This window comes from Citrobacter sp. MGH105 (assembly GCF_001037485.2).
Taxonomy (GTDB): domain Bacteria; phylum Pseudomonadota; class Gammaproteobacteria; order Enterobacterales; family Enterobacteriaceae; genus Citrobacter; species Citrobacter portucalensis.
In genome coordinates this window covers 1,170,346-1,187,660 of record NZ_CP073048.1, presented here as the reverse complement: position 1 = coordinate 1,187,660, position 17,315 = coordinate 1,170,346, and the positions used below count along the sequence as shown (strand labels likewise).

Sequence of the window (17,315 nt, the reverse complement as noted above, 5' to 3'; positions counted from 1 at the left end):
TCACAAATAATAAACAAACAAGCTCATTCTGTGCGCGTTTTTCAAAAATGTAGATATTTTTAATTTATGGCTACGAAACGAGCTGCGCCATATCTCCCTGACAATCTACTGAGAGGAACGATTTGATGAACGCACTGACTGCCGTAAAACCGAACGCTGAAGATCCAGCCCAGCACTACAGCGGTTTCACGCTGAAACCGTCAGCCCAATCCCCACGCCTGCTGGAGCTGACTTTTTCTGCTGAGACCACTGAGCAATTTCTGCAGGCCGTCGCACAGTGGCCGGTTCAGGCTCTGGAATACAAATCCTTCTTGCGCTTCAAAGTGGGCAAGATCCTCGACGACCTGTGCGGCAATCAGTTACAGCCCCTGCTGCTGAAAACCCTGCTCGATCGTGCCGAAGGCGCACTGCTAATCAATGCCGTTGGCGTAGACGACGTGGCGCAGGCGGAAGAGATGGTCAAGCTGGCAACGGCGGTAGCGCACCTCATCGGACGCTCTAATTTTGATGCGATGAGCGGTCAATATTACGCACGTTTTGTGGTGAAAAACGTCGATAACTCAGACAGCTATCTGCGCCAGCCTCATCGAGTGATGGAATTGCACAACGACGGAACCTACCTCGAAGAAATCACCGATTACGTGCTGATGATGAAGATCGACGAGCAGAACATGACCGGCGGTAACTCGCTGCTGCTGCACCTCGACGACTGGGAGCATCTGGAGCAGTACTTTACCCATCCTCTGGCACGTCGCGCCATGCGCTTTGCCGCACCGCCAAGCAAAAACGTCAGTCAGGAAGTGTTCCATCCGGTATTTGACGTTGACCAGCAGGGCCGCCCGGTAATGCGCTACATCGACCAGTTCGTCCAGCCAAAAGACTATGAAGAAGGCGTCTGGCTGAGCGACCTGTCCGATGCGCTGGAAACCAGCAAGAACATTATTTCCGTTCCGGTTTCAGTAGGTAAATTCCTGCTGATCAACAACCTGTTCTGGCTGCACGGGCGCGATCGTTTCACTTCGCATCCGGACTTGCGCCGCGAACTGATGCGCCAGCGTGGTTATTTTGCGTACGCGACCAACCACTACCAGACCCATCAGTAAGCGCGAAGGAAAAGCGGATGTATGATTTTGTGATTATTGGCGGCGGCATTATCGGCATGTCGACCGCCATGCAACTGATTGATGTCTATCCGGACGCCAGAATCGCGCTACTGGAAAAAGAGTCCGGCCCGGCCTGCCACCAGACGGGCCACAACAGCGGCGTCATTCATGCCGGGGTCTATTACACCCCCGGCAGCCTGAAGGCACAATTTTGCCTGGCCGGAAATCGCGCCACAAAAGCCTTTTGCGACCAAAACGGCATCCGCTACGACGTCTGCGGAAAAATGCTGGTTGCCACCTCCGCTCTGGAAATGGAGCGCATGCGCGCGCTTTGGGATCGCACCGCCGCTAACGGTCTGGAGCGCGAATGGCTAAATGCGCAGGAACTTCGCGAGCGTGAACCCAATATCACCGGACTGGGCGGCATTTTTGTCCCGTCGAGCGGGATTGTCAGCTATCGCGAAGTCACCGCCGCGATGGCGAAGATTTTCCAGGCCAAAGGCGGTGAGATTATTTACAACGCCGAGGTCACCGCGCTGAAAGAGCATGCTGCGGGCGTGATTGTCCGTACCCGTCAGGGCCAGGAATATGAAGGCGCGACTCTGATTAGCTGTTCTGGCCTGATGGCGGACCGACTGGTAAAAATGCTCGGCGTTGAACCTGGCTTTATCATCTGTCCGTTCCGGGGCGAATATTTCCGCCTGGCGCCAGAACATAATCAGATAGTTAACCATTTGATCTACCCCATCCCCGACCCGGCGATGCCGTTTCTCGGCGTTCATCTGACCCGGATGATTGACGGCAGCGTCACCGTCGGCCCCAACGCGGTACTGGCATTTAAACGTGAAGGCTATCGTAAACGTGACTTCTCGCTCAGCGATACGCTGGAGATCCTCGGCTCTTCTGGTATTCGCCGCGTGCTGCAAAACAACCTGCGCTCAGGGCTTGGCGAAATGAAGAATTCGCTGTGCAAAAGCGGTTATCTGCGGCTGGTACAAAAGTACTGCCCGAGCCTGACGCTTAAGGATCTGCAACCGTGGCCTGCGGGCGTACGGGCACAGGCGGTGTCACCTGATGGCAAGCTTATCGACGATTTTCTGTTTGTCACCACGCCACGCTCAATTCACACCTGTAACGCCCCTTCTCCGGCAGCAACGTCGGCAATCCCTATCGGCGCACATATTGTCAGCAAAGTTCATGCGCTGCTGGAGAACCAGAGTAACCCCGGACGCACGCTGCGTGCGGCACGTAGCGTGGAGACATTACACGCCGCATTTACCCGTTAAACCGATTAAGACAGGAAGCAATCATGCAACTTAACGATCCAACCTTATTTCGCCAGCAGGCACTGATCGACGGCAACTGGCGTGACGCCAACAGCGGCGAGACCATCGCGGTGACCAATCCCGCCAACGGTCAGCAATTGGGTAGCGTACCTAAAATGGGGGCAGATGAAACCCGCGAAGCGATTAACGCCGCTAACCGCGCCCTGCCGGCTTGGCGTGCGCTGACCGCCAAAGAGCGAGCCAATATCCTGCGCCGCTGGTTCAACCTGATGATTGAGCATCAGGACGATCTCGCCCGCTTGATGACCCTGGAACAGGGTAAACCGCTGGCGGAGGCCAAAGGCGAAATCACCTATGCAGCCTCATTTATTGAGTGGTTTGCCGAAGAGGGCAAACGCATCTATGGCGATACGATCCCTGGCCATCAGGCTGATAAACGCCTGATCGTCATTAAGCAGCCGATCGGCGTTACCGCCGCGATTACGCCGTGGAACTTCCCCTCAGCGATGATCACCCGTAAAGCCGGTCCGGCGCTGGCAGCAGGCTGTACGATGGTGCTTAAACCCGCCAGTCAAACCCCCTACTCCGCACTGGCGCTGGCAGAACTGGCTAATCGCGCCGGGATCCCGGCTGGCGTTTTCAGCGTGGTGACTGGTTCTGCGAGCGCGGTCGGCAACGAGCTAACAGGCAACCCGCTGGTACGCAAGCTGTCATTTACCGGCTCGACCGAAATCGGCCGTCAGTTAATGCAGCAGTGCGCCAAAGACATCAAAAAAGTATCGCTGGAGCTGGGCGGCAATGCGCCGTTTATCGTCTTTGACGATGCCGATCTTGATAAAGCCGTGGAAGGCGCGCTGGCATCGAAGTTCCGTAACGCTGGTCAAACCTGCGTCTGCGCCAACCGCCTGTACGTGCAGGACGGCGTGTATGAGCGCTTTGCTGAAAAACTCCAGCAGGCGGTGAGCAAGCTGCATCTCGGCGATGGTCTGCAACCTGACGTCACCACCGGACCGCTGATCGACGAGAAAGCGGTTGCCAAAGTGCAGGAACACATCGCCGACGCTCTGGATAAAGGCGCACGCATTATCGCGGGCGGTAAACCTCATGCGCTCGGCGGTAACTTCTTCCAGCCCACCATTCTGGTAGATGTGCCTGATAACGCGAAGGTCGCCAAAGAGGAAACCTTCGGCCCGCTGGCTCCGCTGTTTCGTTTTAAAGACGAAGCTGACGTCATCGCTCAGGCCAACGACACCGAGTTTGGTCTGGCCGCCTATTTCTACGCCCGTGATTTAAGCCGCGTCTTCCGCGTTGGCGAAGCGCTGGAGTACGGCATCGTCGGGATTAACACCGGCATTATCTCCAACGAAGTCGCCCCGTTTGGGGGGATAAAAGCCTCCGGTCTTGGCCGTGAAGGATCGAAATACGGCATCGAAGACTACTTAGAAATCAAATATATGTGCATCGGCCTTTAATAAAACAAATACTGGAGAACACCTGATGAGCACCAACAAAGAACTTATGCAACGTCGCAGCAACGCCGTTCCCCGTGGCGTAGGACAGATCCACCCTATTTTTGCCGAGCGGGCAGAAAACTGTCGGGTCTGGGACGTTGAAGGCCGGGAATTCCTCGACTTTGCTGGCGGTATTGCGGTACTGAACACCGGTCACCTGCATCCGCAGATCGTCTCTGCGGTAGAAGCGCAGTTGAAAAAGCTGTCCCATACCTGTTTCCAGGTGCTGGCCTATGAGCCGTACCTGGAGCTGTGTGAAATCATGAATAAGAAAGTGCCGGGTGATTTCGCCAAGAAAACCCTGCTGGTGACCACCGGTTCTGAAGCGGTAGAAAACGCGGTGAAAATCGCCCGCGCCGCCACCAAGCGTACGGGGACTATCGCCTTTAGCGGCGCTTACCACGGTCGTACCCACTACACCCTGTCACTGACCGGGAAAGTCAATCCGTACTCCGCCGGAATGGGGCTGATGCCGGGTCACGTCTATCGCGCGCTTTATCCTTGCCCTCTGCACGGCATCAGTGAAGATGATGCTATCGCCAGCATTCACCGCATTTTCAAAAACGATGCCGCGCCAGAAGACGTCGCCGCCATCGTGATTGAACCCGTTCAGGGCGAAGGTGGCTTTTACGCAGCCTCTCCTTCCTTTATGCAACGGCTGCGCGCCATTTGTGACGAACACGGGATCATGCTGATTGCCGATGAAGTACAGAGCGGTGCGGGCCGTACCGGTACGCTGTTTGCCATGGAGCAGATGGGCGTTGCGCCCGATCTCACCACCTTCGCCAAATCCATCGCCGGAGGCTTCCCGCTGGCGGGCGTGACCGGACGCGCCGAAGTCATGGACGCAATCCCACCGGGCGGTCTGGGCGGTACCTATGCCGGTAACCCAATTGCCTGCGCCGCCGCGCTGGCGGTACTGAACATTTTTGAACAGGAAAATCTGCTGCAAAAAGCCAACGAGCTGGGGCAAACCCTGCGCGAAGGCCTGCTGGCTATCGCGGAAACCCATCGCGAGATTGGCGACGTACGCGGGCTGGGCGCGATGATTGCTATCGAACTGTTCGAAAACGGCGACCACACGAAACCAGACGCCAAACTGACTGCGGAAGTGGTGGCGCGTGCACGCGAGAAAGGACTGATCCTGCTCTCCTGCGGACCTTACTACAACGTGCTGCGCATTCTTGTCCCGCTGACTATTGAAGATGCGCAAATCAGCCAGGGGCTGGACATTATCGCCCAGTGTTTTGCCGAGGCAAAGCAGAGTTAAACCCCCGAATAAAAACGGGAAATTGTAGGCCGGATAAAGCGCAAACGCTGCCATCCGGCAATGTTGTGATGCCCGGTGGCGCTACGCTTACCGGGCCTACGGGTAAGGTGCAGGAAGCGACGTCAATAACAATAACGAGGTTTAAAGATGGGGCAAGTGTCACAATCACATGATTTAGGGGGCGGGCTGAAATCACGCCACGTCACCATGCTGTCTATTGCCGGGGTAATCGGCGCAAGTCTGTTCGTCGGTTCAAGTGTGGCGATTGCAGAGGCCGGTCCCGCAGTATTATTAGCCTATCTGTTCGCCGGATTGCTGGTGGTGATGATTATGCGCATGCTGGCCGAAATGGCCGTTGCCACCCCGGATACCGGTTCTTTTTCCACTTACGCCGATAAGGCCATTGGCCCGTGGGCAGGTTATACCATCGGCTGGCTGTACTGGTGGTTCTGGGTGTTAGTTATCCCTCTGGAAGCGAATATCGCCGCCATCATTCTGCACTCCTGGGTACCAGGTATTCCTATCTGGCTGTTTTCTCTGGTTATCACGCTGGCGTTAACCGGCAGTAATTTGCTGAGCGTCAAAAATTACGGTGAGTTCGAGTTCTGGCTGGCGCTGTGCAAAGTGGTTGCCATTCTGGCGTTTATTACCCTCGGTGCGGCGGCGATTAGCGGTTTCTACCCTTATGCCGAGGTTAGCGGAGTTTCACGCCTGTGGGATCAGGGCGGCTTTATGCCCAACGGTTTTGGCGCCGTGATCAGCGCGATGTTAATCACCATGTTCTCCTTTATGGGCGCAGAGATAGTTACCATCGCCGCCGCCGAATCCGATACCCCGGATAAACATATCGTTCGCGCCACCAACTCGGTTATCTGGCGTATCTCTATCTTCTATCTGTGCTCTATTTTTGTGGTGGTGGCGCTGATCCCGTGGAACATGCCGGGCCTGAAAGAAGTCGGTTCTTACCGCTCGGTGCTGGAGCTACTGCATATCCCGCACGCGAAATTGATCATGGACTGCGTCATTTTGCTGTCGGTGACCAGCTGTCTTAACTCCGCGCTGTATACGTCATCGCGTATGCTCTACTCCCTGAGCCGCCGTGGCGATGCCCCCGCCTTTATGGGTAAAACGAACCGCAGCAAAACACCTTATGTGGCGGTATTACTGTCGACAGGTGCTGCGTTCCTCACCGTCATCGTCAACTATTACGCCCCGGCCAAGGTGTTTAAATTCCTGATCGACAGCTCCGGTGCCATCGCGCTGCTGGTGTATCTGGTCATTGCCGTTTCTCAACTGCGGATGCGCAAAATCCTGCTGGCGCGAGGCGGTGAAATTAAACTGAAAATGTGGCTCTATCCGTGGCTTACCTGGCTGGTCATCGCGTTTATTATCTTTGTGCTGGTGGTCATGCTGTTTCGCCCGGCCCAACAGCTGGAAGTTATCTCTACCGGGTTGTTAGCCATAGGAATTATTTGCACCGTGCCCATTATGTCACGCTGGAAAAAACTGCTATCGTGGCAAAAAGCACCATTGCAAAATACGCATTAAACCTGTTCCCGGCGCAGGCCGGGAAATCCTTTCAGGAGTATGACCATGACCGCCATTCCCCAACCGACGGCCATTGATGGATACCGCTGGCTGAAGAACGACATCATCCGCGGTGTGTATCAGCCTGATGAAAAACTGCGTATGAGTCTGCTAACCTCCCGCTATGAGCTAGGCGTGGGACCGCTGCGCGAAGCGCTTTCGCAGTTAGTTGCCGAGCGGTTAGTGACAGTGGTTAATCAGAAAGGGTATCGTGTCGCCCCGATGTCAGAGCAGGAGTTGCTCGATATTTTCGATGCCCGCGCCAATATGGAAGCCATGCTGGTCGCGCTGGCCATTGAACGCGGCGACGACGCCTGGGAAGCTGAAATTCTGGCGCGCGCGCATATGCTCAGTAAGCTTGAAGCCATTGACGCCAGCGAACAGATGCTCGACGAGTGGGATCAGCGCCATCAGGCATTTCACTCGGCGATTGTCGCTGGCTGTGGTTCACAATATCTGCTGCAAATGCGCGAACGGCTGTTCTCTCTGGCGGCGCGCTACCGGTTTATCTGGCTACGTAAAACGGTGCTGTCGGTTGAAATGCTGGAAGACAAACACGATCAGCACAAGACGCTGACCGAAGCGATTCTGGCACGTGATGCCGCGCGCGCCAGCGAATTAATGCGCCAGCACTTGCTGACGCCGATTCCGATTATTCAACAGGCTATGAGCGGTAAATTGCTGACGCAATAAGCCTGAATAATATTACTGTTCCGGAATACGTAAAACCTGCCCAGGATAGATTTTATCCGGGCTTTTCAGCATTGGTTTATTCGCTTCAAATATCTGGTTATACAGGTTGGCATTACCGTAAACCTGTTTGGCAATAGCGCTCAGGGTATCCCCTGATTTCACGGTATAAAACTGGCTTTCGCTCGCGGGTGCAGAAGTTTTAACCTGATCATCTACGCTGGCGATACCAGAGATATTACCAATCGCGATCAGAATTTTTTCTTTCGCTTCCTGACTTAATCCATCACCAGAAACAGTGGCTTTGCCTTCATTAATTTGCACGTCCACTTTATCCGCATCAGGGATGCCGGTTTTGTTCAGGTGTTCCTGCACTCTTTTTGCCAGATCGGCTGTGTCATGGTTTCCAGTGACCGCATCCCACAGTTTTTCACCTGCATCTTTTACGAAATTGAAGAGTCCCATATCCACCTCGGTAATTAACAATCAACACCCAAAAGTGTAGCAGAGGAGAAAGGGACACAAAGAAAACGGCGCCGAAGCGCCGTAGTAGAAAGGAATTAATTACGCGTCTGTATCCAGAAGGCATGGATCAAACCAGGAATGTAGCCCAGCAGCGTCAGAACGATATTGAGGATAAATGCCCAGCCGAATCCCTTCCCCAGCAGCACGCCAAGCGGGGGCAGAATAATAGTAAAAACGATTCTCCAGAAACCCATACACACTCCCTACAAGCAAAAATTAATCATTGTTTAAAAAGAGATTTTATCTCTAAGATTAATCAGTGTAGCTAACTCCTCCCGTCTCGCCCTGCTGTTTTACCCTCCTTTACGCTCTTTACGCTGGCGTACGTTGGCCGTTTATTTTAGAATATACTTAATTTAGACAACACTTAAATACATATGACTGAACTTGAACAACTCCAGGCCAGCGCTGAACAGGCTGCCGCCCTGCTCAAAGCGATGAGTAACCCGAAACGGTTGCTGATTTTGTGCATGCTCTGTGGTTCACCCGGTACCAGCGCGGGTGAGTTAGCCCGTGTTACCGGCCTTAGTCCTTCCGCCACTTCCCAGCATCTGGCGCGTATGCGTGAAGAAGGTCTGATAGAAAGCCAGCGCGATGCCCAGCGCATCCTCTACTCCATTAAAAATGCGGCCGTGAATTCGCTGATCGCCACATTAAAAACACTGTATTGCCCATAAGGAGCCATCATGACTATTGGGACGATTTCCCCACACGAGGCGCAGACACTGGTCGCGCAGGGTGCAAAACTGATTGATATCCGCGATGCTGACGAGTATCTGCACGAGCATATTCCTGAGGCACATCTGGCGCCATTACCCGCGCTTGAGCAGGGATCGCTGCCTGCGAATTTACGCGCCGAGCAGGTGATTTTTCACTGCCAGTCAGGCAAACGTACACAAAATACAGCAACAAAACTAAGCGCCATCGCCGCACCCGCGCAGGTCTGGTTGCTGGAAGGTGGAATTGACGGCTGGAAAGCCGCAGGGTTGCCGGTGGCGAAAGACAGTTCACAACCGTTACCGCTGATGCGTCAGGTGCAGATAGCCGCAGGCAGCCTTGCCCTACTCGGCGTTATTCTGGGCTATAGCGTTAGTAGCGCCTTCTTCCTGCTGAGCGGTTTTGTGGGCGCCGGGCTGATACTCGCTGGTGTAACTGGCTTTTGCGGTATGGCGCGATTACTGGACATCATGCCCTGGAACCGACGTACTCATTAAGCGGTAATCATTGAAACAGCACTGTACCCGCCGGTTGACGTGATCTATGGTGAGTTCTGCGATAAATGATAAATAAAGGAGCACAACAATATGTTTAAACCTGGCGATCTGGTTCAACCGCGTATGGGCGGTCCAAAACTGAAGGTTGTTGAAGTCAATGACGATCAAATTGTGGCGGTACAAGCCAGTAATGAAAGCGGTGATAAATTCACGCTGAAAGCAGCTGATGTCACGCGATATACCGAAGAGGGTGATTTCGGAGTTTGCTGAAAATAAGCGGTGAGATCTCCTCACCGCCTTCGCAATTAGATCAAAAAGTCATCAAGAGATTTGCCGGCCGCCAGCGCCTGGGCAATTGGCTTCGGTGTGCGACCTTGTCCGGTCCATGTTTTCGTTTCACCATTGAGATCGATAAAACGATATTTCGCCGGGCGCGGTTGGCGTTTTTTAACTGAACGTGCCGTCGCAGGTGTTATGCTCAGCAGCTCCTCCGGGCTGATCCCGTCTGCCTGCATCTGTGCCAGCAAGGCATTAATTTTTGCCTGCTGTTCTGCCCGTTGGCGCTGTAGCTGTTCTTCTTCATCGCGTCGTTCTTTGGTCACTACCCTGAATTTTTCAAGCATATCTTCCAGTACATCAACGGAAAATTCACGCGCCATTGCACGCAGCGAGCGGATATTATTTAAGTTTTTTAACATTGAACTCATATTAACAAAACCTCTTTAACGTAAAACATAAAAATGGTATTACGCTAAATATTGTATGCAACTGATTATTATAATTCCAGTCTAATTTATTCGTTTATCATTAAACAAATAGCCAACTCTGATATTTATAGCATCCATTCTGCTATCGCCCAGAAAATATATTCTATTACCCTGATTGCAGCTTTGAATATACCTGCAAGGTATCTCAGCGCGTCACTTAAGAAACAAGCCACAGTATCTCGTGGAACCAACGAGTATACCTATTGCACATCAGTCAACATTCAGAAAAGGAGCGCAAAAAATTCAGAAAAACAAGCAACAATAACTCTTTGATCTAAAAAGACTTTAATTAACACAGCAACGAAAACACCAAAACGAACAAAAAACAAACCATTGCAGAGCATTTTATCGACAAAAAGACAATAAATAAAAATTTTAAGCTAGTTGCTAGTTATTATCCAGGCAGATATCCTATTAAAACGCAAAAGCAGCAAGACAAATCACTAGCAGTTAAGGTATTCAAAACCTTTTTTCCCCTTTTTACAAGGAGCATTAACATGTTCTCTCCGCAGTCACGCTTGCGTCATGCAGTAGCAGACACGTTCGCGATGGTTGTTTATTGTTCTGTCGTGAACATGTTGATCGAAATATTCCTTTCTGGAATGAGCTTCGAACAGTCGCTGTATTCCAGATTAGTCGCTATCCCTGTCAACATACTGATCGCGTGGCCATACGGCATGTATCGTGATTTGTTCATGCGCGCGGCCCGTAAAGCCACGCAGGCAGGATGGGCAAAAAATCTGGCGGATGTGCTGGCTTATGTCACCTTCCAGTCGCCGGTGTATGTGATTATTCTACTGACGGTTGGCGCAGACTGGCATCAGATTACGGCTGCAGTAAGTTCGAACATCGTGGTGTCAATGCTGATGGGCGCTGTCTATGGCTACTTTCTTGATTATTGCCGCCGCTTGTTTAAGGTCAGCAGCTATCATCAGGCTAAAGCCTGACACGCTTCTTCGCGACTGGCACTGCCAGTCGCGTTATTAGTTAGAATTAACGTCGCCAAACAGCCCGCTCAGATAACGTTCAAGCGCAATACGCGAGCTAAAGCCGTGCGGAATACCATAATGCTCATGAGTCTCTCCGGCTAAATACAGCGGGAATTGCTGGTAATGATCGCAAGTTTTAATATCCGTTGCCGGTTCCGCCAGCGAAGAGCTACGCTCTTTCAACGTGGGATGGATAATTAATGCGGTACGCCCCATGCGAGCTTCACGATTAACATACACATAATTTTCGCCACGCCGATAGCCGTACGTTTTCTGCGTCACTACATCAACGGTAAAGCCCACTTTTTCAAGTACGCGCGCCACCTCATCAGGTCGTAAATACATATTATTTTCCTCGTTATCTTTTACTGCGGGCTTACCTTACCTGATTCAGCATTAGCAACGCTTTCAGAAAAGTCCATAAACGAGTGAACACGATGAGACGAATATCTTAAGTAACGTACAGATTTATGTCAGCGCCAACCTCAGTTGGTAGGCCGCCTGTTGCGCCATTTCCGCCGAGCTGATATTAGTAAATGACAGCAATATTCCCCCCTTTCCTTCTGACGTTATTCGCCAGCGGCTTAGCGCCTGAACCGCTAACCCGGCCTGATTCGCTTTGCGCACCAGCGCAGTATCATCTCCGTCTACACTCATCACCAGTTGAATCCCACCTTCCTGAGGAATGACGCTAAATCCTTGTTCGGTCAGGGCGTTTTCCATCCATTGTCGTCGTTCGGCATAATGCTGTCGCATACGTTTTAAGTGTCGCCAGAAGTGGCCGTCTCGCATGAAATCCGCCAGCGTTTGCTGCCATAGAACCGGGACGCTACAGGCCGTTAGCGCCGCTTGTTGGCGAAAGCGTTCAACCTGGGTCAGAGGCACCACCAGCCATGCCGTACGCAAAGCCGGAAACATCGATTTGCTGAACGTTCCGGCATAAATCACCCGCTGAGGCGCATCCAGACTTTTTAGCGGCGGCAACGGCTTACCGTGGTAACGAAATTCACTGTCATAGTCATCTTCGATTACCCACGCCTGCGCACGAGTCGCCCACTCCAGCAACTGGTGGCGACGGTCCAAAGACAGTGCTACCCCCAGAGGGCTTTGATGAGCGGGAGTGAGCAGTACAAAACGCGCCTGCGGGTAGTCGCGGATCCCGGCGCTGACATCCAGACCATCGGCATCCACCACTACCGGCATCAACTCAATGCGTTCCTGAGCCACCACGGGCCGGATCAGCGGAAAACCGGGATCTTCGACCCACATTCCCTCACCGGGATGCGCCAGAGCGCGCAGGATTAACGTCATTGATGCCGCATAGCCTGAAGTGATAAAAATCTGCTCTGGCTGGCATTCAATGCTGCGTGAAACGCGCAGATAATCAACAATTGCCTGGCGTAACACCCGTTCGCCACATACATCGCCCACCGCCAGATCAAAACGCGTTTGGGTGCGTAAACGCCGTCCCATCACCCGTGCCCAGACTTCACGCGGAAAAAGATCGAGTGCGGGTAATCCCATCTGAAAAGGTTGCGGTCTGGGATTTTCTCCGGCGAAGATGGCAGGCGATGCAGGCGCCCTTTCTGGTCGCAGTTGCTCACTGACAAACGTCCCTGCCTGTCCACGCCGCGCGAGCCAGCCCTGCGCCACCAGCTCGGCATAGGCATTTTCCACCGTCGAGCGTGATACTCCCAGCTCCTGGGCCCAGGTCCTGCTGGAGGGCAATCTGGTACCGGGCTTGAGTTCACCTTTCTCAATTGCGTTTTTTAACTGACGGGCGATTTGCTGATAACGTGGCATTTATGGTCTGCTTTTTTGGCAACAATATGGCTCTCTGTTGCAGTCCATTATAGTGCTACATTGCGGGTCATCCAAACGAGGAGAAATACCATGACAATGTTACGCCAGCCCTATTACGAACTCAGTCCCGAAATCTATAACGCTCTGGTTCAGGCAAGCCAAGCGCTGGAAAACTGCGCGCTGGAACCTACGTTGACGGAACTGATTTACCTGCGGGTCTCGCAAATCAACGGCTGCGCCTTTTGTCTGGAAATGCACAGTAAAGCACTGCGCAAATCCGGTGTTGCGCAGGCCAAACTGGACGCACTGGCAGGCTGGCGGGTGAGTCACCATTTCAGCGAACAGGAACGTGCGGCGCTGGCGTGGGCCGAATCGGTCACCCAGATTGCCACTACTCACGCCGAAGATGACGTTTATCTGCCGCTGCTAGACCATTTCAGCGCGAAAGAAATTAGCGACCTGACATTTGCCATTAGTCTGATGAACTGCTTTAACCGTCTGGCGGTGGGGATGCGCATGTGATTTTGCGCTGCCGGATGGCGGCATAAATGCCTTATCCGGCCTACGTTGTGCTCTCCTGTTGCCCGTAGGCCCGATAAGCTTAGCGCCATCGGGCAATTTATAACCACCCGTTAGCCTTCCCCCGCCACGCTCATCACCTTGCTCATTATCAATCTAAAATTCCCATATCTTGTATGGTTGAATCTTTTTAAAACTACATCTAGTATCTTTCCTATCAGGACACACACAACCCGACGCCCTCTATCGCGCCGATCCTTTATTTTTAAATGGAAATACGAATCATGAGCATTATTATTTACACTCGCAATAACTGTGTTCAGTGCCACGCCACCAAACGGGCAATGGAAAGCCGTGGTTTTGACTTTGAGATGGTAAACGTCGATTTACAACCCGATTTGGCTGATAGCCTGCGCGATCAAGGGTTTCGCCAGCTACCGGTCGTGGTCGCGGGTGAAACCAGTTGGTCAGGGTTTCGCCCGGACATGATCAACCGTCTGCATCCGGAACACCGTGTGGCCAGCGCATGAGTCAGCTCGTCTACTTCTCCAGCAGCTCCGAAAATACGCACCGCTTTATGCAGCGTCTGGGGCTGCCAGCCATCCGCATTCCGCTTAACGAACGCGAGCGGATCCGGGTAGACGAACCTTACATATTAATCGTGCCATCCTACGGCGGTGGCGGCACTGCTGGCGCGGTCCCAAGACAGGTGATCCGCTTTTTAAACGATACGCACAACCGGGCGTTAATCCGTGGGGTGATCGCCTCCGGCAATCGTAATTTCGGTGACGCCTACGGTCGCGCGGGTGATGTCATCTCACAAAAATGCGGCGTGCCGTGGCTCTATCGCTTTGAGCTGATGGGCACCCAAGGCGATATCGACAACGTTCGAAAAGGAGTGAGCGAATTTTGGCAACGACAACCGCAGAACGTGTAATGCAGCCAACGCTGGATTATCACGCCCTGAACGCCATGCTAAATCTGTACGATAAAGCCGGGCGCATTCAGTTCGACAAAGACCATCAGGCGGTGGAGGCTTTCTTTGCCGCCCACGTCCGCCCAAACTCGGTGGCGTTTGCCAGCCAGCAGGAGCGCCTGGAAACGTTGGTGGATGAAGGCTATTACGATGCCAGCGTGTTAGCCCGCTACGATCGCGGGTTCGTGCTGAAGCTATTCGACCACGCCCACGCCAGCGGATTCCGTTTCCAGACGTTCCTCGGCGCATGGAAGTTCTACACCAGCTATACGCTGAAAACGTTCGACGGTAAGCGCTATCTCGAAGACTTTGAGGATCGGGTCACGATGGTGGCGCTCACGCTGGCGCAGGGAGATGAAACGCTCGCGATGCAGCTGACCGATGAAATGCTCTCCGGGCGCTTTCAGCCCGCCACACCAACCTTTTTAAACTGCGGCAAACAGCAACGCGGTGAGCTGGTCTCCTGCTTCCTGTTACGCATTGAAGACAACATGGAGTCTATTGGTCGGGCGGTCAACTCCGCTCTTCAGCTCTCCAAACGCGGTGGCGGCGTGGCATTTTTGCTCTCCAACCTGCGCGAAGCAGGTGCGCCGATTAAACGCATTGAGAATCAGTCCTCCGGCGTAATCCCGGTAATGAAAATGCTGGAAGATGCGTTTTCTTATGCCAATCAACTCGGCGCGCGTCAGGGTGCGGGCGCAGTGTACCTGCACGCACACCATCCGGATATTTTACGTTTTCTGGATACCAAACGTGAAAACGCCGACGAGAAAATCCGCATCAAAACCCTGTCGCTTGGCGTGGTGATCCCGGATATCACCTTTAAGCTGGCCAAAGAGAATGCCGACATGGCGCTGTTCTCACCCTATGACGTGGAACGCATTTACGGCAAAGCGTTCGGCGATATCGCCGTCAGTGAACGCTATGACGAACTGCTTGCCGACGAACGTGTGCGCAAAAAATTCATTAACGCCCGCGATTTCTTCCAGCGGCTGGCCGAGATCCAGTTTGAGTCTGGCTATCCTTATATCATGTTTGAAGATACGGTGAATCGCGCCAATCCAATTGCCGGTCGGATCAATATGAGCAACCTGTGCTCGGAGATTTTGCAGGTTAACAGTGCCTCCACCTACGATGAAAATCTCAATTACGCGCAGACCGGGCACGATATTTGCTGCAATCTCGGCTCGTTGAACATTGCCCATACTATGGATTCACCCGACTTTGGTCGTACCGTGGAAACGGCGGTTCGTGGCTTAACCGCCGTTTCGGACATGAGCCATATCCGCAGCGTGCCCTCGATTGAGGCCGGGAACAACGCATCGCACGCAATTGGTCTTGGGCAGATGAATCTGCACGGGTATCTGGCGCGGGAAGGGATCGCCTACGGTTCACCGGAAGGGCTGGATTTTACCAATCTCTATTTCTATACCATCACCTGGCATGCTCTGAATACGTCAATGAAGATCGCCCGCGAGCGCGGCCAAACCTTTGCCGGATTCAAACAGTCGCGCTACGCCAGCGGTGAGTATTTTAAGCAGTATCTGCAGGGCGACTGGCAGCCAAAAACCGACAAGGTTCGCGTCCTGTTTGCCGCCAGCGGCATTACGCTGCCGACGCGCGAGATGTGGTCACAGCTGCGTGAAGATGTGATGCACTACGGCATTTATAACCAGAATTTACAGGCGGTTCCCCCCACCGGTTCTATCTCCTACATCAATCATGCCACGTCAAGCATTCACCCGATCGTGTCGAAAGTGGAGATTCGCAAAGAGGGCAAAACCGGGCGCGTTTACTACCCTGCCCCATTTATGACCAATGAGAATCTGGCCTTGTATCAGGATGCCTACGAGATCGGCCCACAAAAAATCATTGATACCTACGCAGAAGCTACTCGCCATGTCGATCAGGGGCTTTCACTGACGCTCTTTTTCCCCGATACCGCCACCACGCGCGATATCAATAAAGCGCAGATTTACGCCTGGCGTAAGGGCATCAAATCCCTGTACTACATCCGACTACGCCAGCTGGCGCTGGAAGGCACCGAAATCGAAGGCTGCGTGTCATGCGCGCTGTAAGGAGGAGAAAATGACATTATCCCGCGTGAGCGCCATCAACTGGAACAAGATTGAGGATGATAAAGATCTTGAGGTATGGAACCGTCTGACCAGTAACTTCTGGCTCCCGGAAAAGGTCCCGCTCTCCAATGACATTCCGGCCTGGCAAACTTTGAACGCCGCCGAACAGCAGTTAACAATCCGCGTTTTTACCGGGCTGACGCTGCTCGACACCATTCAGAATGTTGCCGGAGCGCCAGCGTTAATGGCTGATTCGTTAACGCCGCATGAAGAGGCGGTGCTGTCGAATATCAGCTTTATGGAGGCGGTGCACGCCCGTTCATACAGCTCAATATTCTCCACCCTTTGCCAGACCAAAGACGTGGATGCAGCCTACGCCTGGAGTGAAGAAAATACCCCACTCCAGCGCAAAGCGCAGATCGTTTTGACACATTACGCCAGCGACGAACCGTTGAAGAAAAAAATAGCCAGCGTGTTTCTGGAATCCTTCCTCTTCTATTCTGGCTTCTGGTTACCGATGTATTTCTCCAGCCGCGGTAAACTGACCAATACCGCCGATCTCATTCGTCTGATCATTCGTGATGAAGCGGTTCATGGGTATTACATTGGTTATAAATATCAAAAAGGTCTGGAGCATATTTCCGAATCCGCACGCGAGGAGTTAAAGAATTTTGCCTTTGACCTGCTGATGGAATTGTATGATAACGAAGCGCGTTATACGGAAGAGTTGTATGCAGAAACCGGCTGGGTGGATGACGTCAAAGCCTTCCTTTGTTACAACGCCAATAAGGCATTAATGAATTTGGGATATGAGGCGCTATTTCCGCCTGAAATGGCGGAAGTTAACCCGGCAATCCTTGCCGCACTGTCGCCCAACGCTGATGAAAACCACGATTTCTTCTCGGGCTCCGGCTCATCTTATGTGATGGGAAAAGCGGTCGAAACCGAAGATGACGACTGGAATTTCTAGCGCTCATTTTCGCGGGAAATACCGTAC

General features: G+C 52.8%; 20 protein-coding genes. 15 read left to right on the top strand and 5 right to left on the bottom strand.

The window, feature by feature from the left end; genetic code table 11:
* Positions 1-125 precede the first annotated feature (125 nt).
* From glaH to csiR, 6 genes are all read left to right on the top strand, one after another.
* Complete coding sequence (gene glaH / locus SK35_RS05640; protein ID WP_048215707.1) at positions 126-1,103, top strand: glutarate dioxygenase GlaH; 978 nt, start codon at positions 126-128, stop codon at positions 1,101-1,103.
* Positions 1,104-1,120: 17 nt separating this feature from the next.
* On the top strand, positions 1,121-2,389 hold the full coding sequence (gene lhgO, locus SK35_RS05635) for an L-2-hydroxyglutarate oxidase (protein ID WP_048215706.1): 1,269 nt from the start codon (positions 1,121-1,123) through the stop codon (positions 2,387-2,389).
* 23 nt (positions 2,390-2,412) lie between these two features.
* Positions 2,413-3,861 carry an NADP-dependent succinate-semialdehyde dehydrogenase gene (gabD, locus tag SK35_RS05630; RefSeq protein WP_032944689.1) on the top strand — a complete coding sequence of 483 codons (1,449 nt, stop codon included), beginning with the start codon at positions 2,413-2,415 and terminating at the stop codon, positions 3,859-3,861.
* A gap of 25 nt (positions 3,862-3,886) precedes the next feature.
* A complete protein-coding gene (gene gabT / locus SK35_RS05625; protein ID WP_048215705.1) occupies positions 3,887-5,170 on the top strand; it encodes a 4-aminobutyrate--2-oxoglutarate transaminase in 1,284 nt (427 codons plus the stop codon).
* 147 nt (positions 5,171-5,317) lie between these two features.
* A complete protein-coding gene (gabP, locus tag SK35_RS05620) occupies positions 5,318-6,718 on the top strand; it encodes a GABA permease (RefSeq protein ID WP_032944690.1) in 1,401 nt (466 codons plus the stop codon).
* Positions 6,719-6,763: 45 nt separating this feature from the next.
* Positions 6,764-7,450: a DNA-binding transcriptional regulator CsiR gene (csiR, locus tag SK35_RS05615; RefSeq protein ID WP_020996289.1), complete on the top strand. Its 687-nt coding sequence runs from the start codon at positions 6,764-6,766 to the stop codon at positions 7,448-7,450.
* 12 nt (positions 7,451-7,462) lie between these two features.
* On the opposite strand, the gene lysM is transcribed toward csiR, so the two are convergent.
* Positions 7,463-7,912: a peptidoglycan-binding protein LysM gene (lysM, locus tag SK35_RS05610; RefSeq protein WP_048215704.1), complete on the bottom strand. Its 450-nt coding sequence runs from the start codon at positions 7,910-7,912 to the stop codon at positions 7,463-7,465.
* 95 nt (positions 7,913-8,007) lie between these two features.
* Positions 8,008-8,166, bottom strand: coding sequence for a YqaE/Pmp3 family membrane protein (locus SK35_RS05605; protein WP_003037242.1), 159 nt, complete (start codon positions 8,164-8,166; stop codon positions 8,008-8,010).
* Between the two features lie 183 nt (positions 8,167-8,349).
* Between SK35_RS05605 and SK35_RS05600 the strand changes: the two genes are divergently transcribed.
* From SK35_RS05600 to SK35_RS05590, 3 genes are all read left to right on the top strand, one after another.
* The gene (locus SK35_RS05600) at positions 8,350-8,649 is read left to right on the top strand and encodes an ArsR/SmtB family transcription factor (protein WP_003037247.1); all 300 of its coding nucleotides are present in this window, start codon (positions 8,350-8,352) and stop codon (positions 8,647-8,649) included.
* A gap of 9 nt (positions 8,650-8,658) precedes the next feature.
* Entirely contained in the window at positions 8,659-9,186 is a 528-nt protein-coding gene (locus SK35_RS05595) for a rhodanese family protein (protein WP_048215703.1), read from the top strand.
* A gap of 90 nt (positions 9,187-9,276) precedes the next feature.
* Entirely contained in the window at positions 9,277-9,456 is a 180-nt protein-coding gene (locus SK35_RS05590; protein WP_003825999.1) for a hypothetical protein, read from the top strand.
* Positions 9,457-9,491: 35 nt separating this feature from the next.
* Here the strand turns inward: SK35_RS05590 and stpA are convergent, their stop codons facing one another.
* Positions 9,492-9,893, bottom strand: coding sequence for a DNA-binding protein StpA (gene stpA, locus SK35_RS05585; protein WP_008785604.1), 402 nt, complete (start codon positions 9,891-9,893; stop codon positions 9,492-9,494).
* Positions 9,894-10,450: 557 nt separating this feature from the next.
* Here stpA and alaE point away from each other — a divergent pair.
* A complete protein-coding gene (gene alaE, locus SK35_RS05580; RefSeq protein WP_003037259.1) occupies positions 10,451-10,900 on the top strand; it encodes an L-alanine exporter AlaE in 450 nt (149 codons plus the stop codon).
* 36 nt (positions 10,901-10,936) lie between these two features.
* Here the strand turns inward: alaE and SK35_RS05575 are convergent, their stop codons facing one another.
* Positions 10,937-11,287: a DUF2002 family protein gene (locus SK35_RS05575; RefSeq protein WP_003037262.1), complete on the bottom strand. Its 351-nt coding sequence runs from the start codon at positions 11,285-11,287 to the stop codon at positions 10,937-10,939.
* Between the two features lie 123 nt (positions 11,288-11,410).
* Positions 11,411-12,745, bottom strand: coding sequence for a MocR-like pyridoxine biosynthesis transcription factor PdxR (pdxR, locus tag SK35_RS05570; protein ID WP_048215702.1), 1,335 nt, complete (start codon positions 12,743-12,745; stop codon positions 11,411-11,413).
* Between the two features lie 90 nt (positions 12,746-12,835).
* Between pdxR and SK35_RS05565 the strand changes: the two genes are divergently transcribed.
* The 5 genes from SK35_RS05565 (at position 12,836) to nrdF (ending at position 17,288) form a co-directional block, all read left to right on the top strand.
* A complete protein-coding gene (locus SK35_RS05565) occupies positions 12,836-13,267 on the top strand; it encodes a carboxymuconolactone decarboxylase family protein (protein WP_003825991.1) in 432 nt (143 codons plus the stop codon).
* A 281-nt stretch (positions 13,268-13,548) separates the two neighbouring features.
* Positions 13,549-13,794 (top strand): glutaredoxin-like protein NrdH, encoded by a 246-nt coding sequence (nrdH, locus tag SK35_RS05560; RefSeq protein WP_032944700.1) that lies wholly within the window; start codon positions 13,549-13,551, stop codon positions 13,792-13,794.
* Complete coding sequence (gene nrdI, locus SK35_RS05555) at positions 13,791-14,201, top strand: class Ib ribonucleoside-diphosphate reductase assembly flavoprotein NrdI (RefSeq protein WP_048215701.1); 411 nt, start codon at positions 13,791-13,793, stop codon at positions 14,199-14,201. Before nrdH ends, nrdI begins: the two co-directional genes overlap by 4 nt.
* Positions 14,174-16,318: a class 1b ribonucleoside-diphosphate reductase subunit alpha gene (gene nrdE, locus SK35_RS05550; protein WP_048215700.1), complete on the top strand. Its 2,145-nt coding sequence runs from the start codon at positions 14,174-14,176 to the stop codon at positions 16,316-16,318. The genes nrdI and nrdE overlap by 28 nt, the downstream gene beginning before the upstream one ends.
* A 10-nt stretch (positions 16,319-16,328) precedes the next feature.
* Entirely contained in the window at positions 16,329-17,288 is a 960-nt protein-coding gene (nrdF, locus tag SK35_RS05545; protein WP_048215699.1) for a class 1b ribonucleoside-diphosphate reductase subunit beta, read from the top strand.
* Positions 17,289-17,315: the final 27 nt, after the last annotated feature.